The organism is Segetibacter koreensis DSM 18137, assembly GCF_000374045.1.
In the GTDB taxonomy this organism is placed as follows: Bacteria; Bacteroidota; Bacteroidia; order Chitinophagales; family Chitinophagaceae; genus Segetibacter; species Segetibacter koreensis.
On the sequence record NZ_KB893370.1, the window covers coordinates 145740 to 170082 of the forward strand.

Genomic DNA, 24343 nt, shown 5'->3' on the forward strand with positions numbered 1-24343 from the left:
ATTAAATTATGGGTTTTCCGGGTATTATATTATTTAATGTTATTATAAACTCACATCCTTTTCCTTCTTCAGAAATCACTTCAATTTTTCCTGAATGTTCTTTAATGATTTTAAAAACTATAGCCATTCCTAATCCTGTTCCTTCTCCAACATCTTTTGTTGTAAAGAACGGATCATAAATTTTTTGCTTTACCTCTTCTGACATTCCTTTTCCCGTATCCTTAATCCTTATTTCAATTTCATCCTCGACAACACGGTTTGTGGTAATTATTATTTTCTCGTCCGTGCCTATATTTTCTTTTGCCTTAATAGCGTGTATCGCATTGGACAAAATATTCATAAATACCTGGTTCAGCTTTCCTGGATAACATTCTATAGTTCCATCTGCATTGTACTCTTTTACAACAGTAATATTAGCAGGAATATTGCTTCGCAATAAAATCAGAGTTGAGTCTATTCCTTCATGAATGTTTACCGTTTTTATTACGCTCTCATCTAACCTGCTAAAAGTTCTCAGGCCTCTTACAATTTCTGCGGTCCTTTCTGCACCATTTTCTATACCAGTCATTAGGCTTGTGATCTCATCTTTTACAAAATCTATATCAATACTTTTTTTCAATGATTCTATTTGTTTCAAATGAGATGCCACCTCCTGGCTGTCTAGCGTATGCAGCTTGCTATATTCATCTATCACCTCTACCAAATCTTTAAAATCCAGCTGCAATGGTTTGATATTGCTTTTTACAAAATTGATCGGGTTGTTTATTTCATGAGCGATACCTGCCGTCAACTGACCCAAAGAAGCCATCTTTTCAGCCTCTACCAGTTGTATCTGTGTTCCTTTCAAATTTTTAAATGCCCCAGACAATTGCTCATTAGTCGTTTGTAATTCCTCGGTTCTTTCCGCTACCTTTCTTTCAAGCACTATATTTTGCTCCCTTACCAATTTTTCATTTTCTCTTGATATTTTTAAAGCCTCCGCCTGCGATGTTTCTTTTTCTTTTTTCAAAATGTTTATTCTATCGGCCAGGGCCAAAGACAATAATGCAACCTCTATCGCTGACCCGATATAAAAGATATAGGCAGTGAAAGTGTTATAAGGCAACAAGTTAATGTTTATAAAAATTAAAACAATAAAAGATAGTAATAAAGCAAGCCAGGCGATCAGGTAAAAAACGGCCGGACGAAAACCCCGTTTGGCTAAATGAATAGAAACTATTAATACGACGATAACACTAAGAAGGCCATTAAAGTTTAAAATATAATAGCTGAAAGAAATGTAGCCTAATATGCTTAAAACTAATCCTGCGATATACACACCAATAAGTCCTTTTAAAAGTACATGGGCTTTACGAAAAAACCGGGAAGTATGCAGAAATATCATTGAAAACAAAATACCGGTGACAGTAGCAAAAGTAGATGTCCAAATAACAGCATATTTATTTATTGAAGGAAAATTTGGCCAAAAATATCTATAGGCATAACCACCTAGCGTTAATTGTGCAAGTGCTAGAAAGAAAATGTAAATAATATAATACAGGTAGTTGTTATCACGAGTAGAGAAATAAAGAAAAAGATTGTAAAGAAACATAATACCTAAAATGCCCAGGTAGGAACTCATAATAAAGGTCTGAAAAATAATAGAATCAGCTAACCCATTATATGCACATACAGAAGCAGGAAGAACAATAGGATGTTCACTTGTAATATGAACTAAATATTCCCCTTCCTGGCCTACAGGAAGATTTAAGTTTAAAATAATATCAGGTGAAGCAACGATGGTATGTTTCAAAGGCAACTCATTACCTCCTTCAGTTATAAGAGACAAACCGGCGTTGTTTTTTTTATAGACACTTACACGTCCGAGATTTGAGAAAGCAATATTTAAATAAACAGAAGGCGATGAAGAATTATTTACAGCTCTAAATTTTAACCAGACGCTTTTTATAACAGGATTATAATTGGGAGTACCACCTGTTACAGTATTAAATTTTTTTTGTGTTACCGTTTCTAAAGATGAAAAAGTGTCTTTGTCTACATGTTCTTCAACATAATTTCCAATAGAAATGGTTGGATGACTGTCGGTAATGCTTATTACAGGAGCAGCTTGTACATCTGCAATAAACAAAGTTGAAAGAACAATTAAAAAAAAAGCAATTACAAACCTGGTATTTCCGTAAGATGTATTGGTACTCAAATAAAAACTTTTCATAAAGTTAGAAAACAAAAGGAATTATTTTTTTTGTTTGAATCATGTATTCTTTGTAGCTGTTTCCAAAATGCTCTATCAATTTCCGTTCTTCAATGCCTATACGAACATAATAAGCAATGCTCATAGCAATAATTGATACAACAATTCCTGTAACGCTTTCTAATAAAACTGCTCCGCCTGTTATACTAAGAAAAGCAGCAAAATAACTGGGATGTCTTATGATCTTGTAAGGCCCGGAATTTATCAGCTGGTGCGCTTTTTTAATTTGAACAGTAGGCGTAAAAAATTGTCCCAGTGTTTTTACTGCCCACGCTCTAAACCAAATGCCTGTAGCAATCATTACAACACCTAGGGCAGTTATCCAATTATAATCATTGGCTGAAGCACTAAAATAGGCCCAGTCTACTATGGGGACGACTCCACTTATCAAAGACATAGAAAGAATAAGTATTACAGAAAATTTATCGCTTTGCTTTTTATCACTTGTTTCTGCAATACTAAAAGCAGGCTGGGTTAGCCATATACAAATACTTCCAGCTATAATAACTAAGATTTTAGGATGAAAAATCAATGAAGGGTTTCCCAATAATGGGAGAAATACCATTAGTATATTACTAATAATTGAGAGAGCAACTTTTTTCATTGGATAAGATTATTTCAAAGGGTTTAGTAGGCATGAGCACATCCAACTTAAATTCATTTGGATTAGCACTGGCAATTTTTAAAGAATAATGGATTTTTACTAATTTATTTTTAAAAGGCGATTTCTCCTCTGCTATATGGTCAAGATTTTTTCTAAGAAAAAATATTTTTTCTCTTTCTCTGGGATGTGCCTCTGGTAGATTAATAGCGTCTTCGGTATAAAGGGCTGTTGCAAGAAGGTCAAGGTTAGGATAATAAAAAGTTCCTTTATCGCCGATATTTTCCATTTCGGTTCCCCCTATCCAACTTTTAAATCTTACCGTCGTGGGCGAACACAATGTAAACAATACTTTTACACCTATTTGCTCTGCAATTGCGACTGCTACTCGTGACGGAAATAAACTTCCAATTCCAAAACCCGCAACTTCTTTCGAATTCCATAATCCTGACAACTCTGCTGCGCCAAACTGCGAATAATATTTTACGATCTCATAAATTTTTGGATCCATCTTGCCTGTAGCTTCTTCTATTGGCAACGGATTTATTCCATTTGCCGCTTGCACCCTTGCTCCGCCGTATAATTTCTCACCATCTAAACTTTCAACAACTATAACGAAGATGGCAGGATTATACATCCAGTCATCAGTATTTGTAGTAATATTTTCTATTCCATAAATAGATAAAACACGTCTGTGGCCACTGATAAACCTAAGACACGTATCAGGATCCTCAATGGCTCTGAAGGCTCTTATTTTTATTTCTGTTATCATTTGGATTCAAGGGGGGATAATTAAAGAGTGTCGTTGTACAATAATAACGATCAATTAATAAAAAAATTTTGTATCTGCAAGTATTCCGTAAAATTTGTTGACCTTTTTATTAAAAATTTTCTACTTACAACAATTATTATTCTTTTCAGCCGTTTTATTGCTATGGTTTGTTGTAGTAACAAGCAGAAATCAATAAACTAAATAACAATTCTAAATTATATGAGCGACAAGAATATTAATGTTTTGTATATTGACGATGAGGTTAATAACCTAAATTCTTTTAAAGCAACCTTCAGAAGAAACTTCAATATTACGACAGCAGAATCCGCTGACGAAGCATTGAAAATTTTGGAAAAAGAAACTATTCATGTTATTCTAAGTGACCAACGTATGCCTAAAATGACAGGGATAGAATTTTTTGAAAGCATTCAAACAGTATTTCCAAATCCCATTCGTATTCTAATTACCGGGTATACAGATATTAATGCTGTAATTGATGCCATAAACCGCGGGCAGGTGTACAAATACTTAACAAAACCCTGGATCGAGGATGATGTAAAAATATTTGTAGAAAAAGCTTTTGAAGTATACAGATTAAGAAAAGAAAATATTGACCTCACCAATAAATTGATTGACGTAAATAAAAAGCTCGAATTCCTGGCAAGACAAGCACTTCTATCTTAAACACATGGATAGAGAGCGCATAGCCGCTATTTTCCTTTCGAGGAAATTCGAATAACGTATTTTATAGAACGATAAAAAATCTATTTTAATAAATCAAATATTCTTTGTTTTATTGTTTTTTTCACTGAAGCGATTTCCTGCAAAAAAGGCAATACTTCCTTCTGAGTGGCGATATTAAACCTGGCAGCAGTAGTACCATTACCTATTTTAATAGTATAAGCTTTTGCTTCAAGTGCTGTAAACATATCTTCATCTGTTGTGTCATCACCGATACATAAGGTAAAGTCAGGGTTTAGCTTATTAAATACTTTCAATGCTGTCATACCTTTATCCATGCCGGTTAACCTGATCTCTAACACTTTGTTCCCATCTATTACCTGCAGTGGACTATTGGCTGTTAATTGTGAAAGATTGTTTAATAGTTCCCGGGACCTTAAAAACCCTAAATCCGCATGTGCATTTCTATAATGCCACGTGATCGTGTTTTGCTTTTCCTCTATGTGAGAACCAGGGCATCTGAAAACATATGCTTCCAGCATAGGTCTTATCTCTTCTTTCCAGCCTGAAGGTACATTTGTCTGGGACTCCCACTCTCCGTTTTTATATCTGATAAAAGAACCATGCTCTGCAATGAAATTCAACTTTAAATGCCCAAGCCATTTTTGCAATGTATCAGCATCTCTGCCACTGATAATTACTACTTCATTCTTTACATCTGCCGATAATTCCTCTAAAAACTTTATGACGTCTCTTGACGGTGAAGCATGAGATGGCATTTTAGTCAAAGGTGTTAAAGTGCCATCATAATCGAGCAAAATACACCTCTTAACTGCCTTAGAATAATCATTTTTTATTTTTCGAATTGCGTTGGCATCTAACAGCTTTACCTGCATTTTTTCCTGGTCTTTCTTAATTTTTGAAAGCTGGTCCAAAAAATCATTAACCCATTGTACAACATCGTACTCCGACAATCGTTTTTGCATTGCCTGTATGCGGTGCTTTTGTTCCTCCAATGGCATTTTCAACGCAGAAGCAATGGTATCAGCCATTTCCTCAGTATCTGTTGGGTTTACCAGTAGTGCATCATTTAGTTCGCTTGCAGCACCGGTTAACTCACTTAAAATTAAAACGCCACCTTCTTTGCTGCTGGCGACATATTCCTTCGCGACTAAGTTCATTCCATCCCGTAGTGGAGTTATCAATGCAATATTGGCCGCAAGGTATAATCCGCACAACTCCTGAAAAGGCAAATGATTATACCTATAAATAAGTGGCTGCCATTGTATAGTAGAAAACTTACCGTTTATTTCACTTACCTTCTCCTCTATCATTCTTTTTCTGTCGTTGTAAGCAGCTATTTTGTCCCTCGACGGAATAATATTCAGAATAAAAATGACTTTTTCTCGCCATTCAGGGTATCGCTCTAAAAAATTCTGATACCCTTGCAGCCTGTAGTTAAGCCCTTTTGTATAATCAAGGCGGTCAACAGAAAAAATAAGTTTTTTATCTTTAAAATTTTTAAGTAAATCATTTTTATAAGCAATAACTTCTTTATCTTCTGACGCTTTTTTAAATTTATTAAAATCAATTCCTATCGGAAAAAGGTCTGCACGCACTACACGGTTTTCAAATTGCAGAAGGCTGTATTGATTCTCTAATCCCAAAACCATTTTTGCAGAATTGATAAAATATCGTGCATATTCATACGTGTGAAAACCAATTAAATCAGCGCCCATTAATCCTTCAAGTATACTTTTTTTCCACTGCAGGGGCAGCAGCCTGAAAATTTCATAAGAAGGAAAAGGAATATGAAGAAAAAAGCCAATCGTAGCGTCAGGATTTTGCCTGCGAAGCATCTGGGGCAGGATCATTAATTGATAATCGTGGATCCAAATGACGTCATCGGGCCTGACGATTTCATTGATACTATCGGCAAACATTTGATTTACCTTATAGTAAGCTTCAAAATGCTGCTTTTCAAATTCTGTCAAAGATGGAAAATAATGAAAAAGAGGCCATATTGTTGAATTTGAAAATCCATTATAATAATCAGAGTAAAGTTGATCTTCTATAAATACCGGTTTAATAGAAAAATCGGTACTCTGAAGCTTGTCTTTATTTTCATTCCAGTCGTTTTCGTCAAAATCGCAACTTCCTACCCAGATTTTTTCACTAAATTTTCCCTTATCATTGCTTTGGTCAAAATAGCCTTTTAAAGCAGAAACCAATCCACCCGAACTTTGCCTTATTTTCACATCTTCACCGCTCTTATCTAATGAAAACGGTAACCTGTTAGATATTATAATTAATCTACCCATCTATTAATATTTGATCAGGAAATTTTTCTTCCAACTCCAAAATTAAGACCTATACCACTATTATGAACAGACACATTAACAGTCATACAAAAATGAAATTAAAAAAATTTATAATTAACTGACAGACAGACTCCTCAGTGTGATAATTAGTATTAAGAATAAATATTTTGTGATAACAATACAATATTGTAATGTTTAGATAATAATAGAGGCTATAAGCAGAGATAGTTTTTTTATAACTTATAATTTATGAAATTCGCTGCTTATTTCAATTTGATGTATGGAAAATAGAAAGTTGCAGGTATGGCTTCCGCTACTGTTTTCGGTTATAATGGTAGCAGGAATGGTGATTGGATACAAATTGCGCGAAGAGTCTGGCATTAAAAATTTCTTTACAATAAACAACAAAACATCTTTCCAGGAGGTGTTAGACCTGGTAAGCTTAAAATATGTAGACCAGGTAGCCACAGATTCACTTAGCAACAATGCCATCAATGATGTACTTCACCATCTTGATCCACATTCTGTGTTTATCCCTGCAAGTGATCTTGATTATGTTAATGATGATCTTAGAGGAAATTTTAGTGGCATTGGCGTAGAATTTCAGATGTTTTATGACACTGTCAATGTTTTAAATGTGCTTCCGGACGGCCCTTCTGAAAGGGCTGGGCTGCAAGTGGGTGATAAGTTTTTGAAAGTAAACGATAGTATATCTATAGCTGGCAAACATTTACAACCCAACGACATAAGAAGATTACTAAGGGGTGAAAACGGAAGTATAGTTAAGTTGACGGTTATGCGCGATAGGCAAATTATTCCCTTCAATGTAAGCAGGGGAACAATTCCCGTTCCTTCGGTGGATGCGTCATATATGATTACTCCCTCAACAGGCTTTATACATATAAATAAATTCGCAGAAAGTACGTACCGGGAGTTTATGAGATCTTTAGAAAACTTACAGGCTCAGCACATGCAAAAACTTATTCTGGATCTTAGGGGAAATGGAGGAGGCCTGCTGGGTGTGGCAGTAAATATTGCCGATGAATTTTTAGATGGAAATAAGTTAATAGTATATACGAAAGGGAGCCATGTACCAAAATATGAGTACAAATGTAAAAGAGATGGACTGTTTGAAACGGGAGATCTTGTTTTGTTGGTAGATGAAGGCTCAGCCAGTGCAAGTGAGGTGCTTACTGGAGCGCTGCAGGACTGGGACAGAGCAACTATTGTAGGCCGCCGCACTTTTGGCAAAGGCCTGGTACAAGAGCAATTTCAGCTCACTGATGGATCTGCTTTAAGACTTACTGTTGCACGTTATTACTCCCCTTTAGGCAGAAACATTCAAAAATCTTATAAACAAGGTTATGAAAAATATGAGGAAGAAGTGATGAACAGGTTTCATGATGGTGAGGTACTGAAAGGTGATACAACAAAAAAATCGGGGCCTGCTTTTAAAACACCAAAAGGCAGAATTGTATATGGCGGAGGTGGCATTACTCCTGATATTTATGTGCCTTTTGACACAGCAAGCATGGGTAATGAAGTGATGAAGCTTTATCTGAAGGGAACCTTAAGTAATTTTATTTATACTTATTTTATTGAGCATAAAGAACAGTTTAACCAGTATAAAAAAGCAGCAGACATTGTAGCCTTTAAAGCGGGTGAAGATGAATGGAATGCCTTGAAAAAATTTGCTGTAAGGGATTCAATTGATCTTAATAAAGTAAGCGAGAAAGACAAATCTCTCATTATAAAACGAATTCCTTCACTTGTGGCGAGGCAAATATGGAGATACGAAGGCTATTATGAAGTAATGAACCGATCAGATGACTTTGTACAGAAAGCGTTACAGGTGTTAAACGAGAAGGATATTCAGAAATAAAAGAGACAAAATCCCTCATTCGTTCATTTTTTTAAGATCGAAAGGATTATTATGCTCTTATTGCTTCTTTCCTTTTCACGTGCGTGTACTTCTTAGTCTACCTTGTATCCATTTATTACCTTTGAGTAAAAATTAAGCTTGCTATGTGGCTAAACAGTATTCTTGAAACAATTGGAAATACCCCGCTAATTAAGTTAAATAACATTACTAAAGACCTTCCCTGCACTGTTCTTGCAAAAGTCGAATATTTTAATCCTGGTAATTCTATTAAAGACCGCATGGCCGTAAAAATGCTGGAAGTAGCAGAAAAGGAAGGTAAGATAAAACCAGGCGGAACCATTATAGAAGGTACCAGTGGTAACACAGGTATGGGGCTTGCATTGGCTGCAGTTGTAAAAGGATACAAATGCATCTTTACCACAACGGACAAGCAGTCAAAAGAAAAAGTTGATATTTTAAAAGCAGTAGGTGCAGAAGTAATTGTGTGCCCAACGAATGTAGAACCAGAAGATCCACACAGCTATTATTCCGTAGCGAAAAGATTACCAAAAGAAATTCCTAATTCATTTTACATGAATCAGTATGATAATCTTTCTAACCGTCAGGCGCATTATGAGACTACCGGCCCTGAAATATGGGAACAGACAGAGGGAAAGATAACCCACCTGGTAATTGCCACAGGAACCGGAGGTACCATAACAGGTACCGGAAAATATTTAAAGGAAAAAAACAAAAACATACAAGTTTGGGCAATAGACGTTTATGGTTCTTTACTTAAAAAGTTTTTTGATACCGGCAAAGTCGATCCCAATGAAGTGCATCCATATATAACAGAAGGAATAGGTGAAGATTTTGTACCCGACAATTATGACATGAGTGTTATAGATAGGTTTGAACAGGTTACTGATAAAGCAGGAGCTATAATGGCCAGGCGTATATCAAGAGAAGAAGGAATTTTTGTAGGCTACAGTGCAGGCACATCGCTGCAGGGATTGATGCAATTGAAAGATAAATTGAAAAAAGATGATTTGGTAGTGGTCATATTCGCTGATCATGGCAGCCGGTATGTAGGCAAGATTTATAACGACCAATGGATGATGGAGCGCGGTTTTTTTGACGTTAAAACATGTAAAGATTTAATAAGTGCCAGAGGAAGTACAAAACTGGTAACTGTTGATGCAAACCAAACCGTAGCAGAAGCTGTCGAATTGATGCGCAAATATGACATAGAACATATACCCGTAGCAGATGGAGAAAATTTGATTGGAGCTTTAAGTGAAGGAGGCCTGTTTCAAAAAATATTCTCTAATCCTGAAATAAAAACTTCTACCATTAAAACTGTTATGGAACCTCCCTACCCTATTGTATCTTTTGATACACCTTTGGAAAGACTTGGCGGACTAATAACAAAAGGCAATGGCGCCGTTATGGCGAAGGATGAAAGCGGCAATGTGCACATCGTAACGAAGTATGATGTAATTCAAAGTTTAGCCAAATAAAAACGATTAGCAGTATTTTTTGAAGCGTCAATTGACTTTATTTAGTATGAATGATGATTTTCAAAACTATTTGAAAATCATCATTCATATCATCTCATAAAGATCTTGTGTAAAAATCGTTTAATCAGTAATATCTTTCTCTTCGGAGCCCGATGAGCCGGTTTTAGGCGGTTCCCAAACAATTTGATCGGCTTCTTCTACCGTTAAATCGTTTTCTTCAAGGTCTTCTTCATCCAATGGAGGGTCGGTATCTTCATTAGCTGATTCTGCTGCCTCATTTTTTTCTATAAAGTCTGGCGAGCTATTTTCCTCTTCCTGGCGGTATTTTGGAAGCTTGCTGTCATTTTGAATATTCATAATAGTAGTTTTTCCTTCATGTTTGCAACTTTTGGACCGTGGTGTTTAACCATTTTGTTTTGCTTATCGCAAAATAAGAAGTTAGTACAGCAGGTCTTCATAAGCGCCTTGTAATTCATTATAACTATGCTGATCGCCTGCTTTTTTTGCGGCTGCCATTCCCTTTTCATACCATTGTATCGCCTCTGCATTATTTCCGGCTCGCTCAAGCAACTTTGCCAAATGATAATAGCTTCCTACGTAGGCAGCATCTCGTTCTAAGAGATTTTCGAACAGTTTTCGAGCTTCACCATCTTCGCCGATTTTTATATATTCCAACGCAAGGGCATGTTGCAAAAAGCTATCTGCAGGAGATGTGATAAGATACTCCTTCAGTTTATTTATCCTGTCCATAATAATTTTTATAAATAAAATTCTTAGAAAATGTTTTTAAAATAAGAAACTTATATTTGTAATAAGTAGTTGCATAAACAACTTTATTATATTCTTCAATTGCCAAATATGAAAATATTAGTTTGTATAAGCAAAACACCGGATACAACGGCAAAAATAGCGTTCAAAAACGGTAATAGTCAATTTGACGATAATGGCGTTCAATGGATCATAAATCCTTACGACGAATGGTACGCATTGGTGCGTGCTATTGAGTTAAAAGAAAAAGATGCTTCAACAGTTTTGCATTTAGTGAATGTTGGAGGTGCGGATGCGGACCCAATTATACGAAAAGCACTTGCCTTAGGCGGAGATGAAGCCATAAGGATAAATACCACTGATTTGCACGACAGCTTTTATGTTGCTTCCCAAATAGCAGAAGTAGCAAGGAACGGTGGTTATGATCTAATATTTACAGGAAAAGAAACGATTGATTACAATGGCTCGTCTATAGGTGGAATGGTTGCGGAACTGGTTGGCCTTCCTTACATATCTTTGGCTACACACTTTGAAATAAGTGGCGCAACTGCAACTGTAACACGTGAAATTGAAGGCGGTGAAGAAGTTGATGAGGTATCGCTACCTGTAGTCGTAAGTTGTCAGAAAGGTATGGCTGAGGCCAGGATACCGAATATGCGCGGCATCATGTCAGCACGTACAAAACCCTTGAAAGTAGTAGAACCTATTGAAGCACCCGTCTTTACAACTATACAAAACTTTGAACTTCCACCACCGAAAGCCGGTGTTAAACTTATCAATCCTGACAATCTGAGTGAATTGGTTAGACTGCTACACGAGGAAGCAAAAGTAATTTAATTCCGAACCGGGTTTGAAGACTATAGAATGAACGACGTAAAACATATCCTCTCACAGTATTTAATTTTTTTGAAATAACTGAGTTTCTAATTGGTTTCAATTTTTCATTCAATTTAAAATTTCAAATTTCATGGTTCTAATATTTGCAGATCAAACAGATGGCCAATTTAAAAAGACAACATTTGAAGCGCTATCTTATGGAGCTAAAGTGGCTGAACAGCTAGGTGTACATGCAGAAGCTTTAGTGCTGGGAACCGTAAATGAAAATCTTAATTCATTAGGAAAATATGGGGTAACTAAAGTACACCACGTTCGAAACGAGGTATTAAATAGTTTTGATGCCCAGGTATATACCCAGGTAATTTCAGAAGCAGTAAAGGCAACAGGAGCAAAAGTAGTTGTTGTAGCACACAATAATACTGGTAGGGCTATTGCAGGAAGATTGTCTGCACGCTTAAAAGCTGCCATGGTTCCTGCAGCAGTTAGCTTACCCGACACAACCGGTGGTTTTATAGTTAAGAAAGTTGTTTTTAGCGGAAAAGCTTTTGCCAATGTTTCATTAAATACAGATATTAAGATCATTTCACTAAATATGAATGCTTTTAAAATAGCAGCTGTTGAAGGCACGGCAGAGGTAAGTGTACTGGATATTCCTGTGGAGGCGGCTAAAGTAAAAGTGGTTGCTACCAACAAGGTAACAGGTGAAATACCACTAACTGAAGCAACCCGTGTGGTAAGCGCCGGTCGTGGTTTAAAAGGGCCTGAAAATTGGGGATTAGTTGAAAATCTTGCTAAAGCGCTTAATGCTGCGTTAGCATGTAGCCGCCCCGTTGCAGACTCTGGTTGGAGACCGCATCATGAGCATGTGGGCCAAACAGGCATAGCAATAGCTCCCAACCTTTATGTGGCGGCGGGCATCTCAGGGGCTATACAACATCTCGCCGGGGTAAACAGAAGTAAAGTAATTGTGGTGATTAACAAGGACCCTGAAGCTCCATTTTTTAAAGCAGCGGACTACGGGGTGGTTGGTGATGTCTTTGAAGTATTACCAAAACTTACAGACGAAGTACAAAAGTTTAAAGGAGTCTAATAAAAAATAATTATTCTTATTCAAGCTGTAGTATTATTTTTCCTTGTTTCTTTTTAATCCGCAATTAAAAAGTCCATCAACACATTTTGAATATGAAAGAAGGCTGAAAATAGTGCCTAACACTAAAAAAAGTTTATACATAAAGACGAGGTCCACGAATTGCCCCTGTTTAGTATCTACTTAAAAAGTCTCTTCAATAAAAAGCTGCACCGGGCAGCTCTTTCTTAATCTAAAATCAAAAATTATAGTTCTAATAATGTTTTAACCGGGTCTTTACCAAATAACAATAATTCAGGAGTTTCCAATAGTTCTTTAACCCTCACAAGAAAACTTACGCTTTCACGTCCGTCAATGATTCTATGGTCATAACTCAAGGCGAGATACATCATCGGTTTTACAACGACTTGTCCGTTAACCGCCATTGGTCTTTCCTGTATTTTATGCATACCCAGAATAGCACTCTGAGGAATATTGATAATAGGTGTTGACATCAACGATCCAAACACTCCACCGTTTGTAATTGTAAAAGTTCCTCCCTGCATTTCTGCCATTGACAATTTATTTTCCCTTGCTTTCCCTGCAAGTTCAACCACTTTCTTTTCTATTTCAGCCATGCTCAGGCTTTCAGCATTTCTTATAACTGGAACTACCAAACCTTTTGGAGCAGAAACTGCAATGGAAATATCGCAATAATCATGGTAAATAATAGAGTCGCCATCGATGTATGCGTTTACTGAGGGCCACTCCTGTAACGCGTAACAAACAGCTTTCGTAAAAAAGCTCATGAAGCCAAGATTAGTGCCATGTTTTTCTTTAAACTTATCTTTAAATTGAGTACGAAGCGCCATTATACGGCTCATATCTACTTCATTAAAAGTAGTAAGCATTGCCGTTGTATTTTTTGCCTCAACCAATCTGCGGCTGACCGTCTTGCGAAGGTTGCTCATCTTTTCGGTGCGCTCATTACGGCTAAATAATTCCTGTCCTGCAACTGCTTTTTTACCCGGATTCGCCAAAGCCTGCAAAACATCATTTTTCATTATTTTACCATTAAAGCCAGAAGCAGTTATGGCCGAAGCTTCTACTTTCTTATCAGCTATTATAGCTGCTGCAACGGGAGTAGCTTTTAAATTATTAGGAATGGATGTTACAGGCGCCTGCGCAGCAGGTTGAGCAGGAGTTGATGCGGGTGATGGTGCTTGTGCTGCAGGTTTTGCTTCTGCCGTTGGTTGAGAAACTGAAGCACTTACTGCTACATCACTATCGATGGTAGCTATAATATCTCCTATTTTTAAGGTTTCACCTTCCTTTGCTTTTAATGATAACTTGCCGGCTTGCTCTGCATTTAATTCAAAAGTTGCTTTTTCGCTTTCAAGTTCGGCAATCACTTCATCAAGTTGTACAAGATCGCCTTCCTTTTTAAGCCATTTCACTAAGGTAACTTCAGTAATTGACTCTCCAACGGTCGGTACTTTAATATCAATAATTCCTTTTCCGGCTGCAACTGGTGTTGCCGCGGAAGTAGGGGCAGGCTCAGAAACTGCCGGTTGATTTGGTTGTGTTTGAGCGACAGGGGCTGGTTGGCTTGCAATAGAGCCTGCATCAACAGATTTTTGCGCAGTTTCATCAATTTGAGCGAGTACGTCTCCTATGTTTAGTGTATCTCCTTCAGCCGCTTTTGTTTTTAGTACACCTGCTTTTTCTGCATTTACTTCAAAGGTTGCTTTTTCACTTTCAAACTCAGCAATCACTTCATCTCTCTCTACGTAATCTCCATCCTTTTTTATCCATTTTACAAGTGTTACTTCTGTTATTGACTCGCCAATCGCCGGAACTTTTATGTCGATCATACCAAGATTTTAAGTTTTGCAAATTTCGGGGAAATAAGTTGTTTTTTTATGGAAATTTAAAGAAGATTATTAAATGCTTTATATAGCTAAAAAATAACCTTCACGCCAGCTTTTAAGAAGCAACAACTACTGATCTTACAATTCATCGATTATGTTTCTTAAAGATGAAAAAAGGCATGGAAGAAGTTTTATATGCTCCTTTCATACCTTATTTATCTAAAAGTATTTATTCTTAAAAAGAAATTATTTTTAAATTGAAAATGCAGTATTAATTATTTCAGCCTGCTCCTGTGCATGCACTTTTGAATACCCGGTAGCAGTTGAAGCAGTTGGCTGCCTGCTAATTACACCATAATTAATTCCTTTTAAATTCATTTGTAAAAAGCCTGCCGCTCCCATGTTCATTGGTTCTTCCTGCACCCAGAACCACGTAGCCTTGTTGTATTTTTTATATAACTCTTCCAGTTGTTTCATTGGCAAAGGATATATCTGCTCTAACCTGATAATTGCAACGTCCTGGCGGTTTTCTTTTTGCTGACGCTCTGCGAGATCAAAATAAATCTTTCCACTACAGAAAAGCACTTTTTTAACTTCTTCTGGGTGCCGAACAAAAGTATCGTCAATTACTTCTTTAAAACCTCCGGCAAGAAAATCAGTCATCTTACTATAACTACCCGGATGACGAAGATTAGCCTTTGGAGTAAAAACTGCCATCGGCTTTCTAAATGGCCAGGTTAGCTGCCTGCGAAGTGCGTGGAAAAAATTGGCTGAGGTAGTAATATCTGCAATCACCCAGTTAAGCTCTGCCGACATCTGCAGAAAACGCTCCATACGCGCACTGCTATGTTCTGGCCCCTGACCTTCGTAACCGTGTGGCAACAGCATTACAATACCACTCATCTGCTGCCATTTGGTTTCACCGCTGCTTATAAACTGGTCAACCATCGGCTGTGCAGTGTTGAAAAAATCACCAAATTGCGCTTCCCATAACACCAGTGTGTTTGGGTTGGCGATTGAATAGCCATATTCAAAACCTAAAACTCCAAATTCGCTTAAAAAAGAATTGTAAATACGAAACTTACCTTCCGCATTGGGAATGCTGCTGAGACGGTTATAACTTTTGTCGGTATTTTCATCCCTTAAAACTGCGTGACGATGAGAAAAAGTACCACGACGAACATCCTGTCCACTCATACGCACATCTTTTCCTTCGAGCATTAAAGTGCCATACGCCATTAACTCTCCCGTCGCCCAGTCTACTGCATTTTCAGTTTCAAACAATTTTATTTTATCCTGCAATAACTTTTCGACTTTGCGCAGTGGCTGAAATCCTTCAGGCCATTTCATGAGACTGTCGAAAACCGTCCTGAATTGTTCTTGAGTTATAGCAGTTACAGGTGATTGATAAAAATCATCCTTGGTAGCCTTACGTAAATTCTGCCACCATAATTCCGGTTTCTGGTATTTATACGGTAACGGATGCTGCTTAATTTCATCAAGGCGCTCCTGCAAATCACTCCAGAATTTCTTCTCCATTTCCTTCGCCAGTTCGGCATCAATGGAGCCATTATCGATTAACTTCTGGTTATACACCTCACGTGGATTTGCATGCTTTTCTATCAATGCATATAATTGGGGCTGTGTATATTTTGGATCGTCACCTTCGTTGTGACCGTGACGACGGTAACAAACCATATCAATAAATACATCAGTATTAAATTTTTGGCGATAGCGGGTAGCAATGTTAACACACTTTACCACCGCTTCAGGATCATCACCATTAACATGCAAGACAGGCGCCTGTATCATCGCCGCTACTGATGTGCAATAATCAGCCGTGCGTGCATCATCAAAGTCGGTAGTAAAACCAATCTGGTTGTTAATCACAAAGTGTATCGTTCCGCCGGTATAATAACCTTTTAAACCGCTCATTTGCACCACCTCGTACACTATCCCCTGCCCCGCCACCGAGGCGTCACCATGTATTAGTATTGGTAAAATTTTATCATATTCACTTTCGTAAATCACGTCTGCCTTGCTCCGTGAAAAACCAATGACCACCGGGTCTACAGCTTCAAGGTGGGAAGGATTTGGACATAATTGAAGATTAACTTTCTTTCCGTCTCGTGTAGTATGTTCACCACGAAAGCCCATGTGATACTTCACATCTCCGCTACCCATAGTAGTATCGGGAATTGCAGAGCCTTCAAACTCAGAGAAAATCTGCTCGTACGTTTTGCCAAGAATATTTGCCAAAACATTTAAACGGCCGCGGTGTGCCATTCCTATTACCACTTCCTGCACGCCAAAATCTGCTGCAGTATTTATTATGGCATCCAACGCAGCAATCGTGGTTTCTCCTCCTTCCAGTGAAAATCTTTTTTGCCCTACATATTTTGTATGAAGGAATTTTTCAAAAATAACTCCCTGGTTCAGCTTTTCGAGAATGTTTTTTTTCTGGTCAAGACTTAGGGGTTTATGAAATTCATTTTCCACTTCGTTGCCAAGCCACTCTATCTTCTCCTGGTCATTCAACCCCGAATATTCAACACCTACTGAGGCCGTATAACATTTTTGTAAATGAGCTATTATATCTTTTAAAGAAGCGTTTGGCATACCCAAAAACTTACCAGCTTCAAAAGTGGTATTCAAATCAGCATCACTTAAGCCAAAGTTGGAAAGTTGAAGATTTGCCCTTCTGTCCTTTCTTTCGCGAATGGGGTTTGTCTTTGCTACCAGGTGCCCTTTTTTACGGTAGGCCCTAATTAACTGAAAAACACTAAATTCTTTTTGCAGTGTTTGAGCATCTACCTGCTTACCGGCTACTGCATGACCATTAGTGGGAGGAACAACCTTGCTGACAGCAAAGTCAAAGCCTTCAAAAAACTTTCGCATTTCCGGGTCAACGGCCTCAGGATTGGCAACAAAGTTGTTGTACAAATTCTCAATATATGCAGGATGGGAATTTGTGATGTATGAGAAGTCCTTCATTTGTATATTTTATCAGTGAAACAACCGCTATTATAATCATTGCAAATATCGGTTATTGGCAACAAATTGATATAGAATATTTACGTTAAAAATGAAGTCCTTTTTATAAGAGAGATTTTTGGCAGCCAGCTTAGCGTTTCTATTCAACTTCTCTTGCGTCGCACACTTGTACTATGTAGCTTTATTAAGCGATTTTATTCTTTAAGATGTATATAATTGGTAAGCTTATACTACATAAGAATAGAGGCTATCTCCTATGTCTGCAAAAACAGGAGACAGCCTCTTTAGTATTAAGGGTTTTTCAGATAATTATCTTTATTTAAGCCCTACCAGCTTACCGGTTGTTCTTTGATTACCTACTCTGAACATGTAGATCAGATTAGTTCGTTGAGCATTAGGTACACTGTACTCTATGGTTTGCACTTTTCCTTTTTCAATATAACCTTGATATACTGTCTTCACTTTTTGACCCAGCATGTTGTATAAATCTAAAGAACCTTGTCCTGATACTCCTGATTGTAATGTGAATTTAACCTCATCATTAAAAGGGTTTGGAGCTGCCTTTACCAGTGTTAGTGCTTTTTTAATGTTCGGCGCAGCTACAACCTGCGAAGGTCTTCCAGCTGGACAACTGTTAGTAGTATAGTTAGTACAATTGGTAGCAGCAGAGGTACAACCAGCTGCAGTGGTAACTGTAATGCTAAAGCCAATACCTGGTTTTACAGTAAGTTTAACTGGTCCATTTGATCCTGTATATGAAAAAGTCTGATCAGTTTGTCCTGGTTGCGTTAACTTATAAGTACCAACTATAGGACATGAAACAGTTATAGAAGGTGTAGTAACAGTTCCGCATATGGTTGCTTCCTGCAAAGTCACAACAGGTCTTGCTGGGTTTGCAGGTGCTGTACCAATGGTGACACACGCTTGGGGAGAAACACAGCCATCAGATGTTCTTTTTGATGTAACGCAATATTCAGTTTTTTCAGTTAAGCCACACCAACCACCTGACGGATAAGGAGCATAGGCACCGCCATTAAAGCTAAAGGTAAAGCCAGTTGTAGAAGAAATGACTGTAACGCAACCGGTAGATGTAGTACAGGTTGGATCCGTTTTAGCAAGTGTTGGTGCGACCACTGGACCAACGATGGTGATGGATGACGCAGTGCCGCATTTAGGCTCTATGTCGCTACATTGGGTTGCATTCGAGAACTTGGTGCAACGATCAGATGTTGTTCCTGAAGCATCCGTCCACGCCAGGAAGTTATTCGTAAGCGTCAGGGTCTGACCACAGGTAAACGTGATGCTTCCTACGGCAAAAGTTTGGTTACCCGGAGCAGTTTCACCGGGCAGGAGTTGATCTGACTTCACCGTAATGGGACCCACGCAAACAAAGATGTTGCCTGAAATTCCGTTGATTGTAGCACCGGAGCTCAACGTCCCGTAAAGAGCAAAAGAGGTCCGTACAGACTTGGTTCCATTATGGATCGTCATTTTTAAGGGATAGGTTACCGTTTGGCCCGGTGTACAGGTGGCACATGCAGGAGCATCTATAGCCACGCTAACTATTTGCAGGTCGTTGGATGTACAGTGACCGCTCGGGCAATTTAACTTTGATTGCGAAACATTCTGGGCGGATACTGTACCGGAGAATACAAAGGCTAAGAACAAAAAAATACCCATCATTGCTTTAGTACTTAAAGCAAAAAAATTTGTACTTTTTTCTATATTCTGAAAATTATTACGAATTCTAAAAATTTGTGGCATAACAATGATTTTTTATCTTTAATGTATTCATTTGTGATGTATGAGTTTTACTATATATCGATCGTTAAATTATATGTACAATAAAATGATAGTTAATCCTATTCCGGAGGAGACCTATCTACATCCCTTATTAAATGGGTCACATGTAGCTTTCCTCTTCCGTAAGAACTAACGGAAGGAGCAAAAAATAAGAGTTTCATAATTTATAAATAAATCTGTATTTCCTAAGCTGAGAGAGCAGGACAGAGAATTTTTTAAGTGAATTGATGTGATAATAAAACTATTGGAGCGGAAGTTGAAAAGGTGTCTATTGATAAATCTTGACTATTGAGTCTAAACCAAATTGCATTGCTAAAACTCTTTCTTGTCTTAATTGTTTTATCAAATCATTAACAAACTACAAAAACATTATCTGTTATGCAACTTTATTTTAATATTTATTTTTTCCATTGTAACTTTTGCTAAACCTATAACTCTTCTTCAGTTCCATTGCTTTTTAAAAGCATTAGTAATAAATTAAGAGTGGAATAACTTATGGAACTATTGGAGGCTTAAGAAAGGAACTTTTTTAGACAACAAAACATTCTTAACACTGAAAATAAAAAATAGCAGAGGTAAATTATCTTATTAGGAATGTATAAGATTTACATTGTTAATGAAGATATAGGTAATATTAAAATAAAAAAAAACGCCACTAAAAAGAATGCTTTTAGTAAAAATCAATCAGCTCTCATAAATATTCCGATTCAAAAACTCATTTCTAAATTTTCCCTTAGGGTCGTATTCCTTCATAAGTTTTTGAAAGTCTGGCAACTTTTCATATAATGATTGTAGTCTTATAGGCGAAATGGTAAAGAGTTTGCCCCAGTGTGGGCGGGCATTAAAAGGAGCAAGTTCTTTTTCTATCACCGGCAGCACCTGGCTTACTGATCGCCAGTCGGGCTTCCAGGTAAAGTGAATGGTTACACTTGCCTGTTTGTAACATGGGCTCATCCAGAGATCGTCGGCGTCAATGGTGCGGATCTCTGATATTAAAAGATGCGGGCTTATTTGTTCGTGCAAGCGTTGTACTGCGAGAATAGCATCAACAGCGTTATGCCGGGAAATAAAATATTCTGATTGCAACTCTTTACCGCTGCTAGGCGTAAAGCCCATACGAAAATGAGGTAACCGCTCATACCACGGACCCGGCACTCCCATTTGCTCCGTACAATTTACCGCTGAAAGATCTGAAATAGGATGAAGATTTTTTGTTGCACGTGTAGCATCAAAAAATTCTGATTGTAAAGTAAAAGGTATTCCTTCGCCTACCTTACTTTTAATCCATACTTCATTAAAATCATTTGTCCGCCAATCTGTGAAAAGGCTTACACTATATCCTGCTGACATGATTTCTTCAAAATGATTTGTAAGGTGACTGACGGGAAGATTTAGATACACATCCTGCCGCATTTTGTAAGTAGGTTCAATATTTAGGGTCATTTTTGTTATCACACCAAGTGCACCAAGATTAACAACTGCACCTAAAAAATTTTCCCCGTCTTTTTCCCGCGACAATTCAAGTACCCGGCCATCTGCCGTAACCATTTCCATTCCGGAAACTGCAGTTGCAAGATTTCCATTTTTTATGCCCGAACCATGTGTAGCGGTTGCGCAGGAGCCTGCAATAGATATATGTGGTAGTGAAGCGAGATTGTGCAGGGCAAATCCTTTATCATCAAGATATGGACAAAGCTGTCCGTACTTCATTGCTGAACCCACTGTTACAGTACCTGCTTTTTCGTCTAACGACAGCACTTTATCCATCTCCTTTAAAGAAATAAGATTATCAGTACTGTCCGCAATTCTATTAAAGCAATGTCTTGAACCTAGAACCTTTAGTTTACTATATTTTTTTAAAAGTTCCTGAACTTGTGTTACAGAGGAGGCATAATACAAATTATCTGTACTAAATTCGAAATTACCGGCCCAGTTTTTTATTTTATTGCCTTGCTGCCAACTTACTAAAGGTGAAAACATTGAACCGGAAATTAAGGTGGAGGAGATTTTTATAAAAGTTCTTTTTTTCATATGGCAGAAGGTTTAGGAATCTTTAAGATAAGAGTTAAGAATAGAAAACTGAAATTATTTTTTGTTGCATTGTTTCACAACACTTGTCAACAATATTCCGTTGTCTGTTATCCTTTATATCTATCCGTCTTCTGCCAACTACATTAATCCAGCTTCAGCACAGCCAGGAAAGCTTCCTGCGGCACTTCCACATTTCCGATTTGCTTCATACGTTTTTTACCTTCTTTCTGTTTCTCAAGCAATTTTCTTTTACGGCTGATATCGCCTCCGTAACATTTTGCGGTAACATCTTTACGCATGGCACTTATGTTTTCACGGGCTACCACTTTTGCACCAATTGCTGCCTGTATAGCGATCTGAAACTGTTGCCTTGGTAATAATTCCTTTAATTTTTCACACAGCTTTCTTCCAAAATCCTGTGACCTTCCTCGATGAATTAATGCACTTAATGCGTCCACTTTTTCTCCATTTAGCAAAATGTCCATTTTTACAATATCACTTTCGCGATAACCTATGGGATGATAATCAAATGAAGCATATCCTCTTGTCGTGCTCTTGAGTTTATCATAGAAATCAAAAACGATTTCTGTTAGTGGCATTTCAAAGATCAATTCAACACGTGTGGGCGTCAGGTAACTTTGATTGATAAGAATACCACGTTTACCAAGACATAAGGTCATAATATTTCCTATATAATCTGCCTGTGTTACAATCTGTGCCCTGATATAAGGCTCTTCAATCATATCAAGCTTAGTAGGGTCAGGCATTTCTGACGGATTGTTCACAATAATCTTTTCACCACGACTTGTATGGGCAATAAAACTTACGTTTGGAACGGTAGTAATTACAGTTTGGTTAAACTCTCTCTCCAGCCTTTCCTGGATAATTTCCATATGCAGCATTCCCAAAAACCCGCAACGAAAGCCAAAGCCAAGTGCTTGTGAAGTTTCCAACTCAAATGTAAGAGAAGCATCATTTAACTGCAATTTGTCCATGCAATCTCTCAATTCTTCAAACTCATCTGTATTTACAGGAAAGATTCCGGCAAATACCATTGGCTTCACTTCTTCAAAGCCTTTTATCATTTCAGCGGGATTATTTGCAAGTGTAATCGTATCTCCCACTTTTACTTCCTTGGCATTTTTAATCCCTGTAATTATATATCCAACATCACCTGTCTTTACTTCGTCTTTAGGTGTCATGGTTAACTTTAACACACCGACTTCATCTGCAAAATAGTCTTGCCGCGTACTGGCAAATTGAATCTTATCGCCTCTTTTAAGGCTTCCATTCATTATACGATAATAGATGATAATACCTCTGAAGCTATTAAAAACACTGTCAAAAATAAGCGCTTGCAAAGGAGCATCAGGATTACCGGAAGGAGCAGGAATTCGATTAACAATTGCTGCTAATATTTCCTCAATACCAATTCCGCTTTTTGCACTTGCAAGTAAAATATCTTCAGGCTTACAGCCTATTAAGTCGATGATCTGGTCTTTCACTTCATCGATCATTGCACCATCCATATCAATTTTATTAATAACAGGAATTATTTCCAGGTTGTTATCAATGGCTAAATACAAGTTGCTAATGGTTTGGGCCTGTATGCCCTGAGATGCATCTACCAGCAACAAAGCTCCTTCGCACGCAGCCAGCGCCCGGCTAACTTCATAGCTGAAATCTACGTGACCGGGAGTATCAATAAGGTTAAGTGTATATGTTTCGCCTTTGTATGGATATTCTATTTGTATCGCATGACTCTTGATTGTGATTCCTTTCTCACGTTCCAAATCCATGTCATCAAGCACCTGGGCCTGCATGTCGCGGTCGCTGATCGTGTGTGTAAACTCAAGCAGACGATCGGCAAGCGTACTTTTTCCGTGGTCAATGTGAGCAATAATGCAAAAATTCCTAATATTCTTCATGTTGCAGCAAAAATAACAATGTGCAGGCACATTTGTGTTTTCAGTCGCTAGTTTCCTTATATGGAATTCAAATTTTTACATTTTTCATTTAAACAGTTTGCAACGTATATTATGATTATATCCCTTTATAAACCCTGACATAGTCTACATACATGCTCGCGGGTAATTTACTATTGTCTATATTTTGGCCTGGCCAATCGCCTCCAACAGCAAGATTTAAGATGATAAAGAAGGGTTTATGAAATTCTTGTGTACTGTTTATATTGTTAAGAATACTAGCCTCGTGGTACTTATTTCCATCTAAATACCAGCGGATCGAAGCCGAATCCCATTCGACAGAATAAATATGATAGTCTGTCGTTGTAGAGCGTGTTGTGTCTCCGCTTTGAACATGTCCGTTATTATCCCAATGTATCGTTCCGTACATCAAGTTATCGGTATTGATATGTTCCATAATGTCTGTCTCGCCACACGCAGGCCAACCGACGCTATCTATATTAGCTCCAAGCATCCAGAAAGCCGGCCATAAACCCTGTCCTACCGGTATTTTAATCCGGGCTTCAACTTTACCATAAGTAAACTCATGTTTGCCCTTTGTTGTCATTCTTACTGAAGTATAAGCATTAGATTTTACACTTTCTTTTTTTGCCGTTATCAGCAGCATACCATTGGAAACAGTAGCATTAGATGCCTGGTAATATTCCTGTTCATGATTTCCCCATCCTTCTCCCCCGGTTTCAAAATTCCAATTATTTGTATTTACAGAATTGCCGTCAAATTCATCAGACCATACCAGTTTGTAGGTTGTAGCAGTTGAGCCACCTAAAGTGTCTTGTGAACCAACTTTTGAAGAAGCTTCTTCCTTTGTTGAATCTTTTTTACAGGAAAGCAGCACTAAAAATGTAGTTAAGGAAATAATTGCAAGAAAACTTCTAAAAAGACAAACAGTTATTTTCATACGGTAAGCATTTGAAGAGTAAACTTACTACAACAAATAAAGAAATTATTAAAACATTTATCAATAGTCTTTAAATGATA

The 24343-nt window shown here is 37.6% G+C and carries 17 protein-coding genes; 5 read left to right on the forward strand and 12 right to left on the reverse strand.

Annotation, left to right across the window (positions count from 1 at the left end; genetic code table 11):
- Position 1: 1 nt before the first annotated feature.
- From B154_RS29620 to B154_RS0123500, 3 genes are read right to left on the reverse strand one after another with little or no spacing between them, the layout of a single operon-like run.
- Positions 2–2212 carry a sensor histidine kinase gene (locus tag B154_RS29620; protein ID WP_018616810.1) on the reverse strand — a complete coding sequence of 737 codons (2211 nt, stop codon included), beginning with the start codon at positions 2210–2212 and terminating at the stop codon, positions 2–4.
- A 4-nt stretch (positions 2213–2216) separates the two neighbouring features.
- Positions 2217–2855, reverse strand: coding sequence for a methyltransferase family protein (locus tag B154_RS31035; protein ID WP_083935016.1), 639 nt, complete (start codon positions 2853–2855; stop codon positions 2217–2219).
- Entirely contained in the window at positions 2827–3624 is a 798-nt protein-coding gene (locus tag B154_RS0123500) for a hypothetical protein (protein ID WP_018616812.1), read from the reverse strand. Before B154_RS0123500 ends, B154_RS31035 begins: the two co-directional genes overlap by 29 nt.
- Positions 3625–3843: 219 nt before the next feature.
- Between B154_RS0123500 and B154_RS0123505 the strand changes: the two genes are divergently transcribed.
- Complete coding sequence (locus B154_RS0123505; protein WP_018616813.1) at positions 3844–4308, forward strand: response regulator; 465 nt, start codon at positions 3844–3846, stop codon at positions 4306–4308.
- 80 nt (positions 4309–4388) lie between these two features.
- Here B154_RS0123505 and B154_RS0123510 read toward each other — a convergent pair whose 3' ends face one another.
- Entirely contained in the window at positions 4389–6626 is a 2238-nt protein-coding gene (locus tag B154_RS0123510; RefSeq protein WP_018616814.1) for a bifunctional alpha,alpha-trehalose-phosphate synthase (UDP-forming)/trehalose-phosphatase, read from the reverse strand.
- 280 nt (positions 6627–6906) lie between these two features.
- On the opposite strand from B154_RS0123510, the gene B154_RS0123515 reads away from it, so the two are divergent.
- On the forward strand, positions 6907–8508 hold the full coding sequence (locus B154_RS0123515) for a S41 family peptidase (RefSeq protein ID WP_018616815.1): 1602 nt from the start codon (positions 6907–6909) through the stop codon (positions 8506–8508).
- A 143-nt stretch (positions 8509–8651) separates the two neighbouring features.
- Entirely contained in the window at positions 8652–10007 is a 1356-nt protein-coding gene (locus B154_RS0123520) for a pyridoxal-phosphate dependent enzyme (protein WP_018616816.1), read from the forward strand.
- Between the two features lie 120 nt (positions 10008–10127).
- Here B154_RS0123520 and B154_RS0123525 read toward each other — a convergent pair whose 3' ends face one another.
- On the reverse strand, positions 10128–10364 hold the full coding sequence (locus B154_RS0123525) for a hypothetical protein (RefSeq protein WP_018616817.1): 237 nt from the start codon (positions 10362–10364) through the stop codon (positions 10128–10130).
- 81 nt (positions 10365–10445) lie between these two features.
- Positions 10446–10757 carry a tetratricopeptide repeat protein gene (locus B154_RS0123530; RefSeq protein WP_018616818.1) on the reverse strand — a complete coding sequence of 104 codons (312 nt, stop codon included), beginning with the start codon at positions 10755–10757 and terminating at the stop codon, positions 10446–10448.
- A 108-nt stretch (positions 10758–10865) separates the two neighbouring features.
- Here B154_RS0123530 and B154_RS0123540 point away from each other — a divergent pair, with 108 nt between their 5' ends.
- The gene (locus tag B154_RS0123540) at positions 10866–11612 is read left to right on the forward strand and encodes an electron transfer flavoprotein subunit beta/FixA family protein (protein WP_018616819.1); all 747 of its coding nucleotides are present in this window, start codon (positions 10866–10868) and stop codon (positions 11610–11612) included.
- A 130-nt stretch (positions 11613–11742) separates the two neighbouring features.
- On the forward strand, positions 11743–12702 hold the full coding sequence (locus B154_RS0123545; RefSeq protein ID WP_018616820.1) for an electron transfer flavoprotein subunit alpha/FixB family protein: 960 nt from the start codon (positions 11743–11745) through the stop codon (positions 12700–12702).
- A 242-nt stretch (positions 12703–12944) separates the two neighbouring features.
- Here the strand turns inward: B154_RS0123545 and odhB are convergent, their stop codons facing one another.
- From odhB to B154_RS0123575, 6 genes are all read right to left on the reverse strand, one after another.
- A complete protein-coding gene (gene odhB / locus B154_RS0123550; RefSeq protein WP_018616821.1) occupies positions 12945–14552 on the reverse strand; it encodes a 2-oxoglutarate dehydrogenase complex dihydrolipoyllysine-residue succinyltransferase in 1608 nt (535 codons plus the stop codon).
- A gap of 249 nt (positions 14553–14801) precedes the next feature.
- Positions 14802–17543 (reverse strand): 2-oxoglutarate dehydrogenase E1 component, encoded by a 2742-nt coding sequence (locus tag B154_RS0123555; RefSeq protein ID WP_018616822.1) that lies wholly within the window; start codon positions 17541–17543, stop codon positions 14802–14804.
- A gap of 315 nt (positions 17544–17858) precedes the next feature.
- Entirely contained in the window at positions 17859–19307 is a 1449-nt protein-coding gene (locus tag B154_RS0123560) for a hypothetical protein (RefSeq protein ID WP_018616823.1), read from the reverse strand.
- A 723-nt stretch (positions 19308–20030) separates the two neighbouring features.
- On the reverse strand, positions 20031–21377 hold the full coding sequence (locus tag B154_RS0123565; protein ID WP_026260386.1) for a D-arabinono-1,4-lactone oxidase: 1347 nt from the start codon (positions 21375–21377) through the stop codon (positions 20031–20033).
- Positions 21378–21520: 143 nt separating this feature from the next.
- Positions 21521–23305, reverse strand: a complete 1785-nt coding sequence (gene lepA / locus B154_RS0123570; protein WP_018616825.1) for a translation elongation factor 4 — start codon at positions 23303–23305, stop codon at positions 21521–21523.
- A gap of 115 nt (positions 23306–23420) precedes the next feature.
- Positions 23421–24263: a glycoside hydrolase family 16 protein gene (locus B154_RS0123575; protein ID WP_018616826.1), complete on the reverse strand. Its 843-nt coding sequence runs from the start codon at positions 24261–24263 to the stop codon at positions 23421–23423.
- Positions 24264–24343 lie beyond the last annotated feature (80 nt).

Excerpts from the sequence above, each read along its gene's own strand:
- B154_RS29620 (WP_018616810.1), bottom strand. The coding sequence starts at position 2,212 with ATGAAAAGTTTTTATTTGAGTACCAATACATCTTACGGAAATACCAGG.
- B154_RS31035 (WP_083935016.1), bottom strand. The coding sequence starts at position 2,855 with ATGAAAAAAGTTGCTCTCTCAATTATTAGTAATATACTAATGGTATTT.
- B154_RS0123500 (WP_018616812.1), bottom strand. The coding sequence starts at position 3,624 with ATGATAACAGAAATAAAAATAAGAGCCTTCAGAGCCATTGAGGATCCT.
- B154_RS0123505 (WP_018616813.1), top strand. The coding sequence starts at position 3,844 with ATGAGCGACAAGAATATTAATGTTTTGTATATTGACGATGAGGTTAAT.
- B154_RS0123510 (WP_018616814.1), bottom strand. The coding sequence starts at position 6,626 with ATGGGTAGATTAATTATAATATCTAACAGGTTACCGTTTTCATTAGAT.
- B154_RS0123515 (WP_018616815.1), top strand. The coding sequence starts at position 6,907 with ATGGAAAATAGAAAGTTGCAGGTATGGCTTCCGCTACTGTTTTCGGTT.
- B154_RS0123520 (WP_018616816.1), top strand. The coding sequence starts at position 8,652 with ATGTGGCTAAACAGTATTCTTGAAACAATTGGAAATACCCCGCTAATT.
- B154_RS0123525 (WP_018616817.1), bottom strand. The coding sequence starts at position 10,364 with ATGAATATTCAAAATGACAGCAAGCTTCCAAAATACCGCCAGGAAGAG.
- B154_RS0123530 (WP_018616818.1), bottom strand. The coding sequence starts at position 10,757 with ATGGACAGGATAAATAAACTGAAGGAGTATCTTATCACATCTCCTGCA.
- B154_RS0123540 (WP_018616819.1), top strand. The coding sequence starts at position 10,866 with ATGAAAATATTAGTTTGTATAAGCAAAACACCGGATACAACGGCAAAA.
- B154_RS0123545 (WP_018616820.1), top strand. The coding sequence starts at position 11,743 with ATGGTTCTAATATTTGCAGATCAAACAGATGGCCAATTTAAAAAGACA.
- odhB (WP_018616821.1), bottom strand. The coding sequence starts at position 14,552 with ATGATCGACATAAAAGTTCCGGCGATTGGCGAGTCAATAACAGAAGTA.
- B154_RS0123555 (WP_018616822.1), bottom strand. The coding sequence starts at position 17,543 with ATGAAGGACTTCTCATACATCACAAATTCCCATCCTGCATATATTGAG.
- B154_RS0123560 (WP_018616823.1), bottom strand. The coding sequence starts at position 19,307 with ATGCCACAAATTTTTAGAATTCGTAATAATTTTCAGAATATAGAAAAA.
- B154_RS0123565 (WP_026260386.1), bottom strand. The coding sequence starts at position 21,377 with ATGAAAAAAAGAACTTTTATAAAAATCTCCTCCACCTTAATTTCCGGT.
- lepA (WP_018616825.1), bottom strand. The coding sequence starts at position 23,305 with ATGAAGAATATTAGGAATTTTTGCATTATTGCTCACATTGACCACGGA.
- B154_RS0123575 (WP_018616826.1), bottom strand. The coding sequence starts at position 24,263 with ATGAAAATAACTGTTTGTCTTTTTAGAAGTTTTCTTGCAATTATTTCC.